This is a genomic window from Halorubrum sp. F4 (assembly GCF_027257195.1).
Taxonomy (GTDB): domain Archaea; phylum Halobacteriota; class Halobacteria; order Halobacteriales; family Haloferacaceae; genus Halorubrum.
In genome coordinates this window covers 78,675-95,937 of record NZ_JAPDFS010000006.1, presented here as the reverse complement: position 1 = coordinate 95,937, position 17,263 = coordinate 78,675, and the positions used below count along the sequence as shown (strand labels likewise).

Annotated in this window: 17 protein-coding genes; 9 read left to right on the top strand and 8 right to left on the bottom strand. The window is 66.7% G+C overall.

The features are described 5' to 3' along the window. Positions 1 to 392 precede the first annotated feature (392 nt). Positions 393 to 884, bottom strand: coding sequence for a DUF371 domain-containing protein (locus OKW78_RS13700; protein WP_281195718.1), 492 nt, complete (start codon positions 882 to 884; stop codon positions 393 to 395). Positions 885 to 924: 40 nt separating this feature from the next. After that, positions 925 to 1,755 (bottom strand): amidohydrolase family protein, encoded by an 831-nt coding sequence (locus OKW78_RS13695; RefSeq protein ID WP_281195717.1) that lies wholly within the window; start codon positions 1,753 to 1,755, stop codon positions 925 to 927. A 144-nt stretch (positions 1,756 to 1,899) separates the two neighbouring features. On the opposite strand from OKW78_RS13695, the gene thsA reads away from it, so the two are divergent. Further along, entirely contained in the window at positions 1,900 to 3,489 is a 1,590-nt protein-coding gene (thsA, locus tag OKW78_RS13690; RefSeq protein WP_281195716.1) for a thermosome subunit alpha, read from the top strand. A 50-nt stretch (positions 3,490 to 3,539) separates the two neighbouring features. On the opposite strand, the gene OKW78_RS13685 is transcribed toward thsA, so the two are convergent. Further along, positions 3,540 to 4,727, bottom strand: coding sequence for a redox-regulated ATPase YchF (locus OKW78_RS13685; RefSeq protein WP_281195715.1), 1,188 nt, complete (start codon positions 4,725 to 4,727; stop codon positions 3,540 to 3,542). 209 nt (positions 4,728 to 4,936) lie between these two features. After that, positions 4,937 to 6,046, bottom strand: coding sequence for a GTP-binding protein (locus OKW78_RS13680; RefSeq protein WP_281195714.1), 1,110 nt, complete (start codon positions 6,044 to 6,046; stop codon positions 4,937 to 4,939). Between the two features lie 229 nt (positions 6,047 to 6,275). On the opposite strand from OKW78_RS13680, the gene OKW78_RS13675 reads away from it, so the two are divergent. Further along, complete coding sequence (locus tag OKW78_RS13675; protein WP_281195713.1) at positions 6,276 to 6,476, top strand: hypothetical protein; 201 nt, start codon at positions 6,276 to 6,278, stop codon at positions 6,474 to 6,476. Positions 6,477 to 6,558: 82 nt separating this feature from the next. Here the strand turns inward: OKW78_RS13675 and OKW78_RS13670 are convergent, their stop codons facing one another. Next, positions 6,559 to 6,885, bottom strand: coding sequence for a hypothetical protein (locus OKW78_RS13670; protein ID WP_281195712.1), 327 nt, complete (start codon positions 6,883 to 6,885; stop codon positions 6,559 to 6,561). A 137-nt stretch (positions 6,886 to 7,022) separates the two neighbouring features. Here OKW78_RS13670 and coxB point away from each other — a divergent pair, with 137 nt between their 5' ends. Both coxB and OKW78_RS13660 read left to right on the top strand, forming a co-directional pair. Next, positions 7,023 to 7,820 (top strand): cytochrome c oxidase subunit II, encoded by a 798-nt coding sequence (coxB, locus tag OKW78_RS13665; protein ID WP_281195711.1) that lies wholly within the window; start codon positions 7,023 to 7,025, stop codon positions 7,818 to 7,820. Continuing rightward, positions 7,817 to 10,315, top strand: a complete 2,499-nt coding sequence (locus tag OKW78_RS13660) for a cbb3-type cytochrome c oxidase subunit I (protein WP_369335039.1) — start codon at positions 7,817 to 7,819, stop codon at positions 10,313 to 10,315. Before coxB ends, OKW78_RS13660 begins: the two co-directional genes overlap by 4 nt. Positions 10,316 to 10,372: 57 nt before the next feature. On the opposite strand, the gene OKW78_RS13655 is transcribed toward OKW78_RS13660, so the two are convergent. Continuing rightward, positions 10,373 to 11,047: a metal-dependent hydrolase gene (locus OKW78_RS13655; protein ID WP_281195710.1), complete on the bottom strand. Its 675-nt coding sequence runs from the start codon at positions 11,045 to 11,047 to the stop codon at positions 10,373 to 10,375. Further along, positions 11,048 to 11,728 carry a metal-dependent hydrolase gene (locus OKW78_RS13650; protein WP_281195709.1) on the bottom strand — a complete coding sequence of 227 codons (681 nt, stop codon included), beginning with the start codon at positions 11,726 to 11,728 and terminating at the stop codon, positions 11,048 to 11,050. A 121-nt stretch (positions 11,729 to 11,849) separates the two neighbouring features. On the opposite strand from OKW78_RS13650, the gene OKW78_RS13645 reads away from it, so the two are divergent. Beyond that, entirely contained in the window at positions 11,850 to 12,593 is a 744-nt protein-coding gene (locus OKW78_RS13645; RefSeq protein WP_281195708.1) for a metallophosphoesterase, read from the top strand. Between the two features lie 22 nt (positions 12,594 to 12,615). Here OKW78_RS13645 and OKW78_RS13640 read toward each other — a convergent pair whose 3' ends face one another. Further along, positions 12,616 to 12,933, bottom strand: coding sequence for a hypothetical protein (locus OKW78_RS13640; protein ID WP_281195707.1), 318 nt, complete (start codon positions 12,931 to 12,933; stop codon positions 12,616 to 12,618). Positions 12,934 to 13,051: 118 nt separating this feature from the next. On the opposite strand from OKW78_RS13640, the gene OKW78_RS13635 reads away from it, so the two are divergent. The 4 genes from OKW78_RS13635 (at position 13,052) to OKW78_RS13620 (ending at position 17,183) form a co-directional block, all read left to right on the top strand. Continuing rightward, positions 13,052 to 14,134, top strand: coding sequence for an NAD(P)/FAD-dependent oxidoreductase (locus OKW78_RS13635; RefSeq protein ID WP_281195706.1), 1,083 nt, complete (start codon positions 13,052 to 13,054; stop codon positions 14,132 to 14,134). A gap of 211 nt (positions 14,135 to 14,345) precedes the next feature. Continuing rightward, positions 14,346 to 15,164, top strand: coding sequence for a hypothetical protein (locus OKW78_RS13630; protein ID WP_281195705.1), 819 nt, complete (start codon positions 14,346 to 14,348; stop codon positions 15,162 to 15,164). Between the two features lie 97 nt (positions 15,165 to 15,261). Next, a complete protein-coding gene (locus OKW78_RS13625; protein ID WP_281195704.1) occupies positions 15,262 to 16,032 on the top strand; it encodes an SDR family NAD(P)-dependent oxidoreductase in 771 nt (256 codons plus the stop codon). Positions 16,033 to 16,100: 68 nt separating this feature from the next. After that, positions 16,101 to 17,183 (top strand): type I restriction enzyme HsdR N-terminal domain-containing protein, encoded by a 1,083-nt coding sequence (locus OKW78_RS13620; protein WP_281195703.1) that lies wholly within the window; start codon positions 16,101 to 16,103, stop codon positions 17,181 to 17,183. Positions 17,184 to 17,263: the final 80 nt, after the last annotated feature.

Sequence of the window (17,263 nt, the reverse complement as noted above, 5' to 3'; positions counted from 1 at the left end):
TCCCCGCGAGTCCACTCGACTCACTTCGTTCGTCTCGTTCCCTCGCTTGGTCCCGTTCGCTTCGCTCACGGGACCAAGCGAGCCCGTTCCGATCCTTCGCGGAACTGCGGATCCCATCCCCCAGTCCCCCGATCGAACCGCACTACCGGAAGACGTTCCTGCTCGCTTCGCTGCGCGGGCTGGGATTTCCGTACTCCCGCTCGTTTCACTCGCGGGACCGCCCCGCACCTCACGCCTCCCCAGCCTCGGCGGGCGGGTCGTCGCGGGCACGCCGCTCCGACCCGCCGCCTCCCTCGCGTCTCGGTTCGCGGACGCGACCGCGTCCGCTCACCGGGTCACGCCGACAGCACAACACCAAACGGATCGTCGTCCAGTCGTCCCATCGTCCCCGTCTATCGTCGGACTTCTAACCGCAACTCCACCTCCCCGCCGTCGGCGAGCGTGGCGACGAGGTCGCGGTCGAGGTCGGCGGCGGCCGCGTCGGCGTCGACGAGGACCGTCCGCTCGTCGTCGGTGTACCCACTCGTGCGGGCGACCATCGAGCGGTCGTCGACGAGCGCCAGACCCGGATCGCCCCGGCCGACGACCGTCTCCGTGTGGGTCCCTCCGTCGTCCCCCTGGCTCGAGGCCGTGATCGTCGCCGTGATCGTCGCGTTCGGGTCCTGACAGGCCTCGCGGAACTCCGGGGAGAAGTCCCGCGGCGTTCGGTCGGCGTCGACGCCGAGGATACAGTCGCCGGCGGGGGTGAGCCAGTCGTCGGTCGTGAACTCGAAGGTGCTCGCGTGCTCGGCGGTGACGTTCTCGTGGCCGCGTGCGCGGACGACCTCCACGTGTGATCCGTTCGGATCCGGCTCCGTCTCGGGGCCTGCGTCGGCGTCGCTCATGTTCGCCGGATCGGCGGCGACGGGACAAGTGGCCGTCGCTTCACGCGTCCGCGCCCTCGGCGAGCGCGGGGACGAGCCGGACCGGGTTCTTCGCGAAGACGCGCCGCATCAGGTCCTCGGAGACGTCGAGGGTCAACACCTCCATCACGCCGACGTTCGGGTGGACGTGGGGCGCGCCCGAGCCGAAGACGACGCGGTCCGGGTGCTCTAAGACCCCGCGTTCGAGGATCTCGCGGTAGCGCACGGCGCTGGTGTCGACGTAGAGTCGATCGTGTTCCTCGAGGAGGTCGAGCGTCCGGTTCATCAGCTCGGTGTCGAGCGGGTAGCCGCCGAAGCTCGCGAGCACCACGGGGAAGTCGTAGCCGAGAAGCTCGCGTTCGACCGCGTCGGGCGGGAAGCGCTTTCCGCCGTGGACGATCACGGGGAGGTCGGCCCCGTCCAGCCGCTCGAGCACGTCCGCGTTCGGCAGCCCGTCGTGTGGCGGGACGAGCGTGAACCCGTGAAACCGGTCGTCGTAGGAGTACTGTTCGACGTCGTCGGGGCGGGCGTGGTGGTCGCCGCGCTCGGCTCGGATGTTCCGGACCGCGGAGATCGGGCCGCCGCCCGGGTCTTTGGGGCCGTTGAGCCGGGCGAACGCGACGAACGGACGGTCGACCGAGAGGCGCGCGACCGCGTTGTTGGCGCGGAGGTAGCTCCGTCCGGGAGCACGTCGGCCGGGGCTCGCGACCGCCCGGACGATCCCCGCCTGGTGCATCTCGCGTTCGAGCCGCTCGGGCGTGATGTCCCGGCCGTGTGCGGCGACGGAGGCCTCGTCCGGGTCCAGCGAGGCGTGGGTGTCGACGATCCGGAAGTCGTGTTCCAACCCGAGCATTCGCGTGAGTATCCCACGCGTGCCGCATGTGCCTGTCGGTCCGATGGCGCAACCGATGCTCCCGTCCGACCCGCTTCCTTCGGGCGATTCCGGCCGAGATCGAACGACATGTATATATAGAACCGCTGACCAACCAGCGGTCGTATGTCGTCCCGTACCTACCAACCGCTCTACGTGCTCTCCGAGGACAGCGAACGAACGCGCGGCCGCGCGGCCCAGGAGTCGAACGTCGCCGCCGGGAAGGCGGTCGCCGAGGCCGTCCGCACGACGCTCGGGCCCCGTGGGATGGACAAGATGCTCGTCGACTCGACGGGCACCGTCGTCGTCACGAACGACGGCGCGACGATCCTCGACGAGATGGACATCGACCACCCCGCCGCCCAGATGATCGTCGAGGTCGCGGAGTCCCAAGAGGAGTCCGTCGGTGACGGGACCACCACGGCGGCAGTGCTGCTCGGCGAACTGCTCTCGCGGGCGGAGGGCATGCTCGAGGACGACCTCCACCCGACCGTGATCGTCGAGGGGTACGCCGAGGCCGCCCGCCTCGCCGGGGAAGCGATCGACGGCCAGCTGCTCGACGTCGAAGTCGGGAGCGACCCCGCCGCCGACCTCCTCGCGTCGGTCGCGGAGTCGTCGATGACGGGCAAGGGGACCGGCGACGCCGCCGCCACTGACCTCGCGGCGCTCGTCGTCGAGGCGATCGATCGGGTCACGACCGACGACGGCCACGTCGACCGCGACGCGGTTCACGTCCATCCGCGGACCGGCGCCGGCTCCTCCGCGACCGAACTCGTCGACGGCGTGGTCATCGAGGAGGAGCCCGTCCACGACGGGATGCCCCACGAGGTCGAGAACGCCTCCGTCGCGGTCCTCGAGACGAAACTCGAGGTTCGGCAGGGCGACGTCGACGCGGAGTACTCGATCACCTCCGTCGACGGACTCAACGCGGCCATCGAAGCGGAGGACGCCGAGCTTCGCGGATACGCGGACGCCCTCTCGGAAGCGGGCGTCGACGTCCTCTTCTGCCGGAAGAAGATCGACGACCGCGTGGCCGGCTACCTCGCCGACGCCGGGATCCTCGCGTTCGAGAGCGTGAAGTCCTCCGCCGCCGACGACGTCGCCCGCGTGACGGGCGCGAAGCGGCTCGGTACCCTCGAGGACGTCGAAGCGAGCGAGCTCGGCCACGCCGAGTCGATCGCGACCGAGCCCGACGGCGGCGACGATGACGACGACCTCGTCTTCGTCCGCGGCGGCGACGCCTCCCGGGCGGTGACCCTCCTCGTGCGCGGGTCGACCGAACACGTCGTCGACGAGCTCGAGCGCGCCGTGAACGACGCGGTCGACGCGGTCGTCGCCGCCCGCGACGCCGGGATCGTCCCGGGTGCGGGCGCGACCGAGGTCGCGGTCGCCGCGCACCTCCGCGGGGCGGCGGCCTCCGTGGAGGGCCGCAAACAGCTCGCGATCGAGGCGTTCGCGGACGCCGTCGACGCGCTGCCGCGCACGCTCGCGGAGAACGCCGGCGCGGACCCCATCGACACGCTCGTGGACCTGCGGGCCACCCACGACCGGGAGGGTCGGGCCGGCGTCATCGCCGACGGTCGGACCGCCCGCGTCGGTGACCCACTCGAGAACGGGATCGTCGACCCCGCCGCCGTGAAACGCGAGGCGGTCGACTCCGCGACCGAGGCGGCGCGGATGATCCTCCGGATCGACGACGTGATCTCCGCCGAGTAGTCGGAACCGCCGGAGTAGTCGGGATCGCCCGCCACTTCGGAGCCGCCTCCTTACGGTCCCGCCGTCGAGACGATCTTCACCACGTCTCCCTCCGAGAGGACGTGGTCCTCGCCGATCCGGCGGTTCGATCGGGCGTCGAGCGCGTGGAGGTATCCCTCGCCGATGTCCGTGTGGACCGCGTACGCGAGGTCCGGCGGGGTGGCGCCCTCGGGCAACAGGAACGCGTCCGGGAGGACGTTTCCCGTCCCGTCGGTCCATTTTCCGGCGTCCTGAACGGGATAGACCGTGATCCGATCGAGGAGGTCGTAGACGGCCGCGTTCAACGCGGCCTGAACCCCCGTCCCGTCGAATCGCTCCATCACCTCGCCGATCGCGTCGAGGCCGGCCCGCTGCTCGGCGGAGACCTCGCCGACGACCTCGAAGTCGGGGTCGCCGGGGTCGTAGCTCACCACGCCGGCCTCGGCGGCCCGGCGGAGCGCGAGCTCGCCGTCGGCGGTCGCCGGAACGACCGGTTTGTCGGTCGCCTCACGGAGCCGGTCGAGGTTCTCCGGCGGCGCGACGTCGGCCTTGTTCGCGACGACGACCATGGGTTTCGTCCGCCGACGGATCTCCCGGGCCAGCGCCTCGCGATCCGCGTCGTCCCACCGCTTCGGGTCGGCGGGATACTCGAGATCGCGGAGCACCGCCGCCACGTCGGCCTCCGTCGCGCCCACGCCGGTCAGCATCTCGGTGAGCGTCCCGTCGAGGTCGAAGTCCGGCGCGCGCGACTTCCGCTCGACTCCCTCCCAGTTGTCGCCGATCACGCCGGCGAGCCAGAGGTCCATCTCCTCCTCGATGAAGTCGACCTCCTCGACCGGGTCGTAACTGCCGACCTCGACGGGCTCGCCCTCCCGGTTCGTGCCGCCGGAGGCGTCGACGACGTTGAGGACGACGTCCGCGTTCGTCAGTTCGTCGAGGAACCGGTTTCCGAGCCCCTTTCCCTCGTGTGCGCCGGGGACGAGTCCGGCCACGTCGAGGAGTTCCACGGGGACGTATCGCGTCCCGTCGTGACAGCGGTCGTTCCCGCACCGCTCCTCGCGGTCGAGACACGGGCACTCGGTGCGGACGGCGGTCACTCCGCGATTGGCGTCGATCGTCGTGAACGGGTAGTTCGCGACGTCGACGTCGGCCATCGTCGCGGCGGTATAGAAGGTGGACTTGCCGGCGTTCGGCTTCCCGGCGAGCGCGACCGTGAGCATGCTCGTGAGTCGCGGCCGCACGAAAAGCGCCTTTCGGTCGGTGGTCGCGGTGGCGCGTGCCCGTGAGCGCCCGACAGGGCGCGAGCCGGCCCGCGCGAGGGACGCGGCGAACGAAGTGAGCCGCGAGGCTGGGGAGGCGTGAGGTGCGGGGCCGTGCGGTGGTCTCCGTAGTGGATCTCAGTTGTCCCGTAGTGGACTTCAGCTATCCGCTACTTCCGCGCGACGATGCGGAGCACGTCCTCGTCGGCGAGCTCGTGACCCTTCCCGACCTGCTGGTCGTCGTGTTTCGCGCTCGGGCCGGACACTCGCGCGAACTTGAACCGCTCGTCGAACTCGCCGCCGATCTTCTCGCAGGCGTCGCCGACGGTGGCCCCCTCGAACAGGATCAGCGGCTCCTCGTAGTCGACGCCGCGTCCCGGCTTGTCCATGTAGATCCGGATGAGTCCGAGCTCCTCCCAGAGCCGATCTTTGAGTCCGTCGAGCCCGCGTTCCTCCTCCGCGGAGATGAACACCACGTCGTCGGGGTCGAGTCCGCGCTCGCGGAGTTCGGACTGGACCGTCGGGAGGTACTCCTTGTCGATGAGGTCCGCCTTGTTGACCGCGACCATCGACGGGAGGTAGACGCGGTTGTCCATCACCGCGTCGACGAGCTCGTCGATCGTGAGGTCGTGTGGGATCGTCACCTTGGCGTTGACGTAGCCGTACTCGCGGAGCACCTGCTTGACGGTGTCCTCCTCGAGCGTTACCTCGTCGCTCATCGTCACTCCGATCCCGTCCTTGTGCGTCTTCCGGATGTTGATGTTCGGCGGCTCCGCGTCGATCCGAATGTTGGTGGCGTACAGCTCCTCGCTCAGGCGGTCGTACTGTTCGATCTCGAACACGGAGAGCATGAACACGACGAGGTCCGCCGTCCGGACGACCGACAGCACCTCCTTTCCGCCGCCGCGGCCGCCGGCGGCCCCCTCGATCAACCCCGGAACGTCGAGGATCTGAACGTTCGCGCCACGGTACTGCAACATGCCCGGGTTGACGTCGAGCGTCGTGAACTCGTAGGAGCCGACCTCGCTGTCGGCGTTGGTGAGGGCGTTGATCAGCGTGGACTTGCCCACGCTCGGGAACCCGACGAGCGCGACGGTGGCGTCGCCGTGCTTCTCGACGGCGTAGCCGTGGCCGCCGCCGGCGGAGGACTGGTTCTCCAGTTTCTCCTTTTTCTCCGCGAGCTTCGCCTTCAGCCGCCCGATGTGCGCCTCGGTGGACTTGTTGTAGGGCGTCTCGGCGATCTCCTCGCGGAGTTCCTCTATCTCTGCTTCCAGTCCCATCGGTACCATCTCGGCCGCTCGACTCGTTAAAAGTGTTCCTTCGACGGCCGCCGGACCCGGATCGCCGCCTCGCTTCGGTCGCCGTCGAATCGCGTCGACTGCCGTCCGACGGTCTCGGCCGTCCGGTCCCGTCCGGTCACCCGGACGTCACCACGGTTATGGGGGACACGTTACTGGAGAGACATTTCGACACGGTTATGCGTCGGTCGCTCCTCGCGGCACACGTCGAATGCCCGACGCCTCGACGTTTCGCGATAGCACGCAGATCCTGCTTCCCGCCTGCGCGCTCGACGGGCTCCGGGACGGACTCGAAGAGCGGTTCACCCTGACGATCGTCGAGGCCGGCGATCGGTGCCGAATCATCGGAAGTCCCGTCGAGATCAAGGGCGCGAGCGCGTACCTCTCCCGCAACGGCGTCTCGATCGCGTGAACGCGGCCGAGTGGATTCGCTCGATCGGCTCGGAGGAGGTTATCCGGAAAACGTCGCCGACCTCGAGCTCCCCCGTGGACGATCAGCCGACGACGCCGACGAGGAGCTGAACGGCGATCAACACGAGGAAGACCAGCCCGGCCGCGAACGACCCGGCCGCGACGCCGTGTGCGTTTCCGAGTCCCCGACCGCGCACGCCGAAGTACGCTCCGAGGAAGACGAAGCCGGTGAGGAGCAGTCCGACGACGGCGTACAGAACTCCGAGAAGCGAGTCGGCGAAGCCCTCGACGAACGCGAAGTTTCCGACCGAGAGGACGACGAGCGCGCCGACGCCGAGCGCGACGGCGACGAACGTGGCCAGGACGAGCAGCCCCATCAGCGCCGTACTCAAGAGGGTAAGCGAAACCATGATTTCCTCGTTACTACCCGGTCCGGACGCGTGTACAAATAGCCTTCGTATGCGCCTCCGTGAGACTCGCGGACGCCGGCGTACACAAGAGCTAAGTGCGCCATCACTAAGGGAACGATAAGAGCTGAGAGACGAACATGATAGACCCAATTACCCTACAACAAGGGACCGACTGGCGGGCACAAGCGGAGGTGTTCGACGAGATATTCTTCGTCTTCCTCACGCTGGGCACGGTCATCGGTATCATCGTGGTCTCGTACACGTTGTGGAACGTCTACAAGTATCGCGACGACGGCAGCGAACCGGACGAGGACTTCGACGCGCCGGTGGTCGGAGAGCTGCCCACCGGACAGGGCGGCCCGAAGGCGAAGAAGCTCTTCCTCTCGTTCGGATTGAGCGCGATCGTCGTCATCAGCCTCGTCGTGTACGCGTACGGACTGCTTCTCTACGTCGAGGACGGTCCCGATACGGGTGCGGAGGGCGACATCGAGATCACCGTCGAGGGATACCAGTTCGGCTGGGAGTACTTCTATCCCAACGGCCACTCGGAGATGAACGAACTGGTCGTTCCCGCCGACCAGCGCATCGACTTGAAAATAACCTCACGGGACGTGTGGCACAACTTCGGATCCTCGGAGTTGCGGATAAAATCCGACGCCATCCCCGGTGAGACCAGCGAGACCTGGTTCACCGTGAGTTCCGAGGAGGTCGAGGAACAGGGCGGCGAGGCGACCTACCTCGTCGAGTGCTTCGAACTCTGCGGCTCCGGCCACTCGGCCATGAAGGGCCAGATCACGGTCCTCCCGGAGGACGAGTGGGAGGAGTGGTACGCGGATACCGACGGCGATTCGGAGAACGCGAACAGTTCGAGCATCGAGGGTGACCTCGCTAACCCGAGCGTTACGGGTTCGGCCGTCGGAGGTGTCTCCGCATGAGCGAGCTCCCGCCGACGACCTCCGTCCGCCGCTGGCTCGTCACGACGAACCACAAGGACATCGGGATCCTCTACCTGATCACGGCGCTGTTCTTCCTGCTTTTCGGCGGGGTTCTGGCGCTCCTGATCCGCGTCCAGCTGTGGGACCCGGCGAACCAGGTCCTCTCCGGGCTGGCGTACAACGAGGCCGTCACGGCGCACGGTTTGATAATGGTGTTCTGGTTCCTCTCGCCGTTCGGGTTCGGCTTCGCGAACTACTTCGTCCCGCTCCAGATCGGGGCTGACGACCTCGCGTTCCCGCGGTTGAACGCCCTCTCATACTGGATGTACCTGTTCTCGGGCGTCCTCCTCGGGATCAGCTTCTTCCAAGGGGGCACGCTGTCCGCCGGTTGGACCATGTACGCGCCGCTCAACGTCCCGATGTATACGCCAAGCATCGGATCGACCGGCGCGGTCATGGCTCTCGCGATGTTCGTCATCGGCGTCACCGCGTCGACGGTGAACTTCCTCACCTCCATCCATCACTCGCGCGCGGAGGGGATGGGGATCATGGACATGCCGATGTTCACGTGGTCGATGCTCGCGACCGTGTGGATGATGCTCTTCGCCTTCGCCGCGCTCCTCGCCGTCGGCCTCATCCTCGCGGCGGATCGCGTGCTCGGGAGCGTCTACTTCTCGGCGACCGAGGGCGGCTCGTTGCTCTGGGGACACCTCTTCTGGTTCTTCGGGCACCCGGAGGTCTACATCGTCTTCTTCCCCGCGCTCGGCGCGATGTTGGAACTGTTCCAGACGTTCTCCGGGCGGCGACTCGTCGGCCGTAAGTGGGTCATCATCGCCATCTGTCTGATCTCCGTTCAGTCGTTCCTCGTGTGGATGCACCACATGTTCCTGACGACGATCAACCTGGAGATCAAGACGCTGATGATGGCGACCACCATCGGTATCTCGCTCCCGTTCGACCTGGTCGTCTTCTCGCTCATCTACACGCTGATGAAGGGTCGCATCCAGTTCACGACGCCGTTCCTGTTCGCGTTCGGCGCGCTGTTGTTGTTCATCGTTGGCGGAATCACCGGCGTCTTCCTCGGTGCCATCGTCCTCGACTACGAGTTCCGCGGCACTTACTGGGTGGTCGCACACTTCCACTACGTCATGTTCGGCGGCGCGACCGCGCTGTTCGGCGCCGCGTACTACTGGTTCCCGAAGATGACGGGGAAGATGTACGACGAGTTCCTCGGCAAACTCCACTTCGTGCTCTTCTTCATCGGGTTCAACGCCGTCTACGCCTCCATGTTCCTCGGCTGGGAGACGCCTCGTCGGGTGTTCGAGTACAATCCCGCGTTCCAACTCTTCCATCAGATCGGGACGATCGGTGCCTTCCTGCTCGGGTTCTCCTTCTTCATCATGTTCTACAACTTCTTGAAGTCGTTCGTCTCGGGCCCCGACGCGGGTGAGAACCCGTGGGACTACTCGCGGACGGCCGAGTGGGCTGTTCCCTCGCCGCCGCCGCTGGAGAACTGGCCGAACCGCCCCTCCTACGCCTCCGGGAAACTCGAGTTCGTGAAGGACTACGTCCCGGACGGCGGTCCGGCGGTGAAAGCCGACGAGAACGGAAACGCCGCCACCGACGGCGGCGACAGCCACGCGGACCACATCCACGAGTACGCGTACTGGGACAAACACCCCAGCCACGCGAGCATCTGGCCGCTCGCGCTCTCGCTTGCGACGGGGATCATGTTCCTGGGACTGTCCGGCTTCAACGACTCGATCTCGATCGGCGTGGCCGACTCGCTGGCGACGACGCCGGTGACGATCAGCAACCCGGTGTACCCGGCCTTGACGGTCATCGGACTGCTCGGACTCGTGTACAGCGGCGTGAAGTGGGGATTCGAGGACTTCTATGCGCCCCCCGCGGAGTTCGCCGAGCGCTGGCCGTTCAACGGCGTCGAGAAGGTGAAACTGGGGATGTGGTTCTTCCTCGCCTCCGACGTGATCGTCTTCGGCGCGTTCATCTCCGCGGCGGTGTTCATCCGGTACAACGCCGGCTGGCGCGAGTGGGCGCCGCTGACCGACTCGCTACCGGGGCTCATCAATACGTTCGTGCTGTTGACCTCGTCGTTCACGGTGATCCTCGCCCTGGTGGCGGCACACCGCAAGAGTCGCACCGGACTGCTCGCGTCGCTCGGGACGACCATCGCCCTCGGGCTGACGTTCCTCGCGATCAAGATGTGGGAGTGGCACCACGAGATCTACGACGTCGGCGTCACGATCGCGGAGAACTCCCACGGTGACCCGATCCAGGCGTCGATCTACTACGTCACGACGGGGCTCCACGGCGTCCACGTGGTCGGCGGGCTGTTGATCGCCGGGTTCCTGTTCTACCGGGCGTGGCACGGGGCGTACCTGGAGGACGAGCGGCCGGTGGAGTACTTCGGACTCTACTGGCACTTCGTCGACATCGTCTGGGTGTTCCTCTTCCCGCTGTTCTACCTCTTCTGAGGTAGCGGGTTTTCCTCCGTCTTTTGCGGTTCGATAACTCGTTTCGATACCGACGAGTCACTCCGCCGGCGGATCGCTCTGGAGTCGACGGGCGATCACGGTGAAAACGCCGAGCCCGACGAGGTAGAGTCGCCATCCGCGACCCGCGACCGGGAAGCGTCGGTCTATCGTCTCCGCCTCCGCGAGCGTTTCGGGATCGTCAGGCTCGACCGGGTTGTTCACGTGAACGGACTGCGTGGTTCCGGTGCTGCCGGCGTCGACCTGCCGGCTCCCCGTCTCCGGGTCGAGATCGATATCGACGAACGTCTGGACCAGGCCGTCGGCCGAGGACCAGAACAGATCGCCCTCCAGACGGAAGAAGGAGTCGTGGAGCGGCCACAGGACGTTCACGCCGTCGAGGTGCGCCCAGTCGAGCGAGACGTGCGCGAAGACGTGGACGAAAAGCGCCACCCAGGCGATCCGGACGCCGCGCTCCGTGACGCGTTCGCGGAGGAGGGACTGTCCGCGTATCCGAGTGTCGTAGTAGACCAGGAGCGCGGCCGCCGCCGGGAACGTGAAGTTGTGACCGACGGTCCGATGCGCCCCGGACATGATCGGACCGAGAAACGAGTCGGCCTCGGGTAGAAGAACCACGGCGAGGACGACGGCGAGTGCACGCCGGTCGTAGTCGCCCCGCAACAATCCCGCCGCGAGCACCAGCGCGAACCCGGCGTGGACGATCGTGGAGACCATCTATCGGCTCGCCTCCCTCCCGGATCCCTCCGGAGTGGCTTCGGTTCTCGATCGTGTCCACGGTCGGAACCGGACCCCGAGCGACGCGACCGCGCTCGCGACGACGACCGCCTGCCACCCGGCGTCGACGAGGACGAGCCGCCGCTCGCTTCCGAGCGCGAGTCCCGGTCGACCGTCGGGGTTCACCCACGTCGGGACGGCGTGCGTTTCGGTCGTTCCCGGGCTCTCGAAGGGAAGGATCCCGGGGGTGTCGGCGCTCGCCGAGACGAACGTCTGGACGACGCCGTCCTGCGTCGAGAACAGCAGGAGGCCGTCGACGACGTAGTAGACGTTTTCGACGGGATACAGCAGACTCACGCCCGGTTCGGTGAAGAGGTCCGGGGCGACCCCGGCGACCGCGAACCCGGCGAGCGCGACCCAACCGACCCGGACGCCCCGCCAACCGTACCGCTCGCGAAGCGCCGTGTCCCAGTAGAGGAGTCCCGCGACCGCGAGCGGGATCCAGACGTTGTGGACGAGCGCGTTCGTCGCGCCCGCCATCGCGAGGCTCGCGATCGCGTCGAGATCCGGCAGGAGGGCGGCCGCGACGACGATCGCGACCGATCGCCAGTCGAACGCCGGTCCGAGGAGCGCCGCCGCGAGCAACGCGCCGAGCGCGGCGTTGAGCAGGGTCGGTGCCATTGGCGGTCCCTTCGGTCCCGCGATGATAAGCCCTCGGGCGGGGAGAGAGTGGATGCCGTCTGGTGGGGCTCGACCCACGCCGGCCGAAGCTATTCCGGTCTCGATCCCGAACCCCCACTCGATGAAGGTGGGACTCCTCTCGGACGTCCACGCGAACCTGCCCGCACTGGAGGCGGTGCTCGACGACATGCCGCCGGTCGATTCGATCGTCTGTGCCGGCGACGTGGTCGGGTACAACCCGTGGCCCGCCGAGTGTCTCGTGCGCGTTCGCGAGGTCTCCGCGGGGACGGTTCGCGGCAACCACGATCGGACCGTCGAGACGCCCGAGCGGTACCGCGCCAACCGGATGGCCGAGGCCGGGCTCGAACACGCGAAACGCGAACTTTCGACGGAGGGACTCGCGTGGCTCGCCTCGCTTCCGCGAGCGACGTGGTTCGCGGACGGCAGATACCATCTGGTCCACTCGCATCCCGCGCCCGATCGGGAGGACGCGTACGTCTACCCCGAGGAGTTCCCGGCGCTCGACCGGCACCTCGACGCGCTCGCCGACGATGCGCCGGACGACGCGGGAGGCGACCGCGACTCGACCGGCGACCGTGGTTCGGGCGGCGACTTCGACGGCCTCGTGCTCGGTCACACCCACGTCCAGGGGGCCCGATCGGTCGACGGACGGCTCGTCGTCAATCCGGGAAGCGTCGGCCAGCCCCGCGACGGCGACCCGGACGCCGCCTACGCGGTGCTCGACGTCGACGCCGGCGAGGTCGACCTCAGAAGGGTCGCCTACGACGTCGACCGCGTCGCCGAGGCGGTCGAGCGTGAGGGGTTACCGGAGCGGACCGGCGAGCGGCTGTATCGCGGGGAGTGACGGCGCGGAACCGACCGTCCGGTCAGGGCCAGTAGCCCGCGACGAGGAGCAGGTTCCTGCCGGCCGCGAGAAGCGAGATCGTGCCGACGCCCGCACACATCACCGTGGCCACGAGCCGGCGGCTTCCGCCCGCGATCGCGACCGGGATCCCGATGACGACCATCCCGAGCGCCTTCGTGACCAACATGCCGCGGAGCGGGCCGAGCCACGTGATGAACGTCCTGCCGACCGGCGATCCCTCGACGAACTCGCCCGTCGAGATCGCGAGGTACGTCGACCACACGTCGGCGACGGTGCCGACGAGGAGGAGGGCGATCGCGGCGACGAGGCGTCCGGACACGACCGGACGCACGCGCCCGGCGAGCATAAATTCCCTGACCGCCGGCCGTCGACGCGGCTGGTCGAGGGACGCGCACACCTCATGGACATTTAACCCCGTCCGACTCGTAGGACCGATAATGAGTGCTTCCGACGAGAACGCTTACGACGTCGCGGTCGTGGGCGGCGGTCCGGCCGGATTGACGACGGCGCTGTACGGCGCGCGACTCGGCCACGAGACGGTACTGATCGACCGTGGCGGCGGCCGCGCGGCGATGATGGCGGACACCCACAACGTGATCGGCGTCACCGAGGAGACCTCCGGCAACGAGTTCCTCGCGACCGCCCGCGAGCAGGTGGCCTCCTACGGCGGCGACTTCGAGCGCGGGTTCGTCGAGTCGATAGACCGGATCGACGACGAGGAGGACGGCGACGATCGCTTCAGGCTCGTCGCCGGCGACGACGTGTTCACGGCCGAGCGGGTCGTGCTCGCGACCGGGTTCTCCGATAAGCGACCCGATCCCCCCCTGCCCCGCACCGGCAAGGGACTCCACTACTGTCTCCACTGTGACGCGTACATGTTCGTCGACGAGCCGGTGTACGTGATGGGTCACGGCGAGGCAGCCGCCCACGTCGCGATGATCATGCTCAACGTCACCGACGACGTGGACCTGTTGACCCGCGGGGCGGAGCCGACCTGGAGCGACGAGACCGCGGCACAGCTCGAGGCACACCCGATCGAGGTGGTCCACGAGGAGGTGTCGGGCGTGGAGAACGACCCCGACTCCGGCTGGCTGGAGGCCCTGGAGTTCGAGGACGGCACCCGCCGGGAGTACCGCGGCGGCTTCCCGATGTACGGCTCCGACTACAACACCGCGCTCGCGGAGTCGCTCGGCTGTGAGCTGACCGAGGACGGCCGGATCGACGTCGACGACCACGGGCACACGAGCGTCGACGGCGTCTTCGCGGTCGGCGACGTCACCCCCGGCCACAACCAGATCCCGGTCGCGATGGGCCAGGGCGCGAAGGCCGGCCTCGCGATCCACAAGGAGATCCGCGAGTTCCCGCGCTCGAAGGAGGCCGTCGCCCGCGACGGGCCCGTGAACGAGGCGGAGGTGCCCGCCATCTCGCCGGAACTCATGGCGACCGCGGTCGCCCACGAGGGCCACGCCGGCGGGCCGCGGGAGTCGCCGTCGGCGGAGGCGGCGGCGGACGACGACTGAGCGCGAGACCTCTCGTGACGGGACCGATTCTGTCACTGATACGTCGACAGCGCCGACGTGAGGACCCGGCGGATCGGGTTCCGTCACGGACCTGTCGATCGATCTGAATCATAGATATTCCGTCATAGTTATCAGTCCCGTTCCGAATCCGAACGGTATGGGACTTCGCCGTGAGTTTTTGAGTCATCTCGGAACGGGATCCGTCGGACTCATGGCCGGATTCTACCTCGGAGCACAGGAGTTGCTCGGGATCCAGTCGGGCGGAACGCCGGAGGACGGAGACGGCGGCGACACGTCCGACGGTCAAGGATCGTCGGACGAGGAGCAACAGCAGTCCTCGGGAGGGGATCAACCGGCCGATGAGGACCAACAGCCGTCCGATGAGGAGGACACGTCGGACGATCCGGACCCAGCCGAGGAGGAGTCAGACACGGCCTCCGACGGTCCGTTCACCGTCGACGACTTCGAGGACGAGAGCGTGTCCGGTTGGGAACCGGTCTCGGAACTGACTTCGACCTTTGAACCCTCACGCGGGCGGAGTTCGTCGGGGTCGTGGTCCGTCGAATTCAGCGAAGGGAGCACGGACGACAATCCGAGGTGGGAGAACGTCGGAACCGCGGAACGACCGACGACGCTGGAAACCGCACACGCGCTGGAAAACGGTGAAATATACGCCGACTCGTACACCGAGTGGCGGATCGACGGGACGGTGGTGTTCAGGGTCAACTACAACTGGTCGAACAACTTCCTGGCGGTCAACGGCTCTGGAGCCAGGCCGAGTGACATCGACGACGGAGCGGTCGTGGCGGACCTCCCCTGGCCGTCGAGCGACGAGTTCTTCGGCGTGACTCTCGACGAGATCGACTGGGAGGCGAACGTCGTCGGCGTGGTGCGAGTGAACGGAACCGAGCAGGCACGGGACGTCCCGTTCTTCAACGACGCCGACAGCATCGATCGAACCACCGTGAGCATCGGCGGCGACGGTGGGAACGTGATGTTCGTGGACGACACGTCGATTCCACCCGAGTAGCGATCCCGATCGTCACGACGGGACTCTCGGATCGGCGACGATCCGACGGGCGGGTTCCGACGCCAACCCTTTTGATCCGGCGTCACCGACCGCCCGTATGGGGACCATCGACGCGGACTTCTCCGGGGAGACGGTCGTGGTCACGGGGGGATCGAGCGGCATCGGTCGCGCGGTCGCGACGGGGTTCGGCGACGCGGGCGCGACCGTCATCAACGCCGACGTCCGGGAGGCACCGAAGGACGTCGGCGCGGACGCTCCGACGCACGAAGCCATCGAGGAGCGCGGCGGAACCGCCGAGTTCGTCGAGACCGACGTCTCCGATCCGGCACAGATCGAGTCGGTGATCGAGGCGGCCCGCGAGTTCGGCGGCGTCGACGTGATGGTGAACAACGCCGGCGTCCACCGAAGCGCCGAGTTCCTCGACGTCACGCCGGAGACGTTCGACTTCGTCCACGGCGTCAACCTCCGTGGCGCGTTCTTCGGGACGCAACTGGCCGCCAGAGACATGATCGACCGTGGCGTCAAGGGAGCGATCGTGAACACGTCGTCGACGACGGCCGAGCGCGCGGAGTGGAACCACTCCCACTACGCGACGACGAAGGGCGGGATCCGGATGCTCACGCGAAGTGCCGCACTCGAGCTCGACCGCCACGGGATCAGGGTGAACGCGGTCGCGCCGGGACCGATCGCCACCGAGATCCGCGAGGGCTGGTCCGAGGAGGCGAGCGAGATCGGGGAGAGCGAGGGACTCCCGTCCCGAGCCGGGAAGCCCACGGACCTACGCGGCGCGTATCTCTATCTCGCCTCGACGGAGGCGAGCTACGTGACCGGAGAGACGGTGTGGGTCGACGGCGGCGCGAGTTTGTAGACTGGGGCTTTCGGTCCCGGACTGCTGATAAACCTTGATATGACTCTCTCGTGAACTGTTCCGTATTCATGGACGACGATGCGGTAGCCGAATACGTGGAAGACGCTCGATCGACGATCGAGGCGGCACCGCAGATGGATGAAGCCAATACGAAGGCAGCGATTCTACAGAGTTTCCTGACGCTCCTCGATTGGAAAATCCCGGAGAATACTCAACTAGAGTACTCCGTCAAGGCATTTGGCCGGACGTACAAGGTCGATTACGCGCTCGTTCTCGAGGGAACACCGGTCGCGTTCCTAGAAGCGAAAGGAGTCGATACACCGCTGAACGACGACCACGAGGAACAGTTGTCGTCGTACATGTCCAACAAGAACGTCAACTACGGTATCCTCACGAACGCGGAGAAGTATCGGTTCTTTCAGCGGCGGGTTACGGGATCCGAAGTCAGTGTCAGACGCGTCGGTACCGCCGACTTGGAGGCTCTCGAAGACCGATCGACGCTGCTAGAGGCATACACGAAAGACGACATCGAGTCGGGGGAGGGACGAGAAAAACTCGAACGAATAAACGAACTTCGGGAAGCTAAGGGGAAACTCGAAACGCGGAAAGACGAACTCGCGAGAGAGTTAGTAGAAGTACTCATCGAGGAGGTTTCCGGATCGATCGCCTCGCTTGCCGAGTCGGAGTCCAAGGAACTCATCGACCGACTGGTCACGGAGATCGAACGCGAAATCGATAGCGGACAGAACGAACGTCGCGACCCGGAAGGGACGGAGACGCTACGAGACCGTTATAGTGACCGAAACGACTCGACTGGTACCGAGTATCTGATCGCGTTTGCTAACGGAGACGATCTGATCGCCGAATTTCGTGGCGACCAGCAGGCAGAGACGTTCGTCGAGGCGGTCGATTACCTCGTGAGGGAGCATTCGATCGTCTCCAAGATCGGTGAATTCCCGTATATTCCCGGGCGAACACGGCCAATTCTACACGAAGGGGCATCGACCGATGGGATAGAGATGGTCCAGCCTCGCGAGATAACCGGTGGATACTACGTAGAGACGAATCTGAGTTCGGTTCAGAAGCGCCGGGAGATCGACCGACTGGTCGATCACTACGACTTCACCGTCGAATTTGACGGTGACTGGTGAATATAGCTCCTGTTGTGGTTCCCCTATAACGTTCGAGAAATGCACCGGCCGGGACCCTCGCGAGCGAACGAAGTGAGCGA

Coding starts and splice junctions, on each gene's coding strand:
- OKW78_RS13700 (WP_281195718.1), bottom strand. CDS start 884: ATGAGCGACGCCGACGCAGGCCCCGAGACGGAGCCGGATCCGAACGGA.
- OKW78_RS13695 (WP_281195717.1), bottom strand. CDS start 1,755: ATGCTCGGGTTGGAACACGACTTCCGGATCGTCGACACCCACGCCTCG.
- thsA (WP_281195716.1), top strand. CDS start 1,900: ATGTCGTCCCGTACCTACCAACCGCTCTACGTGCTCTCCGAGGACAGC.
- OKW78_RS13685 (WP_281195715.1), bottom strand. CDS start 4,727: ATGCTCACGGTCGCGCTCGCCGGGAAGCCGAACGCCGGCAAGTCCACC.
- OKW78_RS13680 (WP_281195714.1), bottom strand. CDS start 6,046: ATGGGACTGGAAGCAGAGATAGAGGAACTCCGCGAGGAGATCGCCGAG.
- OKW78_RS13675 (WP_281195713.1), top strand. CDS start 6,276: ATGCCCGACGCCTCGACGTTTCGCGATAGCACGCAGATCCTGCTTCCC.
- OKW78_RS13670 (WP_281195712.1), bottom strand. CDS start 6,885: ATGGTTTCGCTTACCCTCTTGAGTACGGCGCTGATGGGGCTGCTCGTC.
- coxB (WP_281195711.1), top strand. CDS start 7,023: ATGATAGACCCAATTACCCTACAACAAGGGACCGACTGGCGGGCACAA.
- OKW78_RS13660 (WP_369335039.1), top strand. CDS start 7,817: ATGAGCGAGCTCCCGCCGACGACCTCCGTCCGCCGCTGGCTCGTCACG.
- OKW78_RS13655 (WP_281195710.1), bottom strand. CDS start 11,047: ATGGTCTCCACGATCGTCCACGCCGGGTTCGCGCTGGTGCTCGCGGCG.
- OKW78_RS13650 (WP_281195709.1), bottom strand. CDS start 11,728: ATGGCACCGACCCTGCTCAACGCCGCGCTCGGCGCGTTGCTCGCGGCG.
- OKW78_RS13645 (WP_281195708.1), top strand. CDS start 11,850: ATGAAGGTGGGACTCCTCTCGGACGTCCACGCGAACCTGCCCGCACTG.
- OKW78_RS13635 (WP_281195706.1), top strand. CDS start 13,052: ATGAGTGCTTCCGACGAGAACGCTTACGACGTCGCGGTCGTGGGCGGC.
- OKW78_RS13630 (WP_281195705.1), top strand. CDS start 14,346: ATGGCCGGATTCTACCTCGGAGCACAGGAGTTGCTCGGGATCCAGTCG.
- OKW78_RS13625 (WP_281195704.1), top strand. CDS start 15,262: ATGGGGACCATCGACGCGGACTTCTCCGGGGAGACGGTCGTGGTCACG.
- OKW78_RS13620 (WP_281195703.1), top strand. CDS start 16,101: ATGGACGACGATGCGGTAGCCGAATACGTGGAAGACGCTCGATCGACG.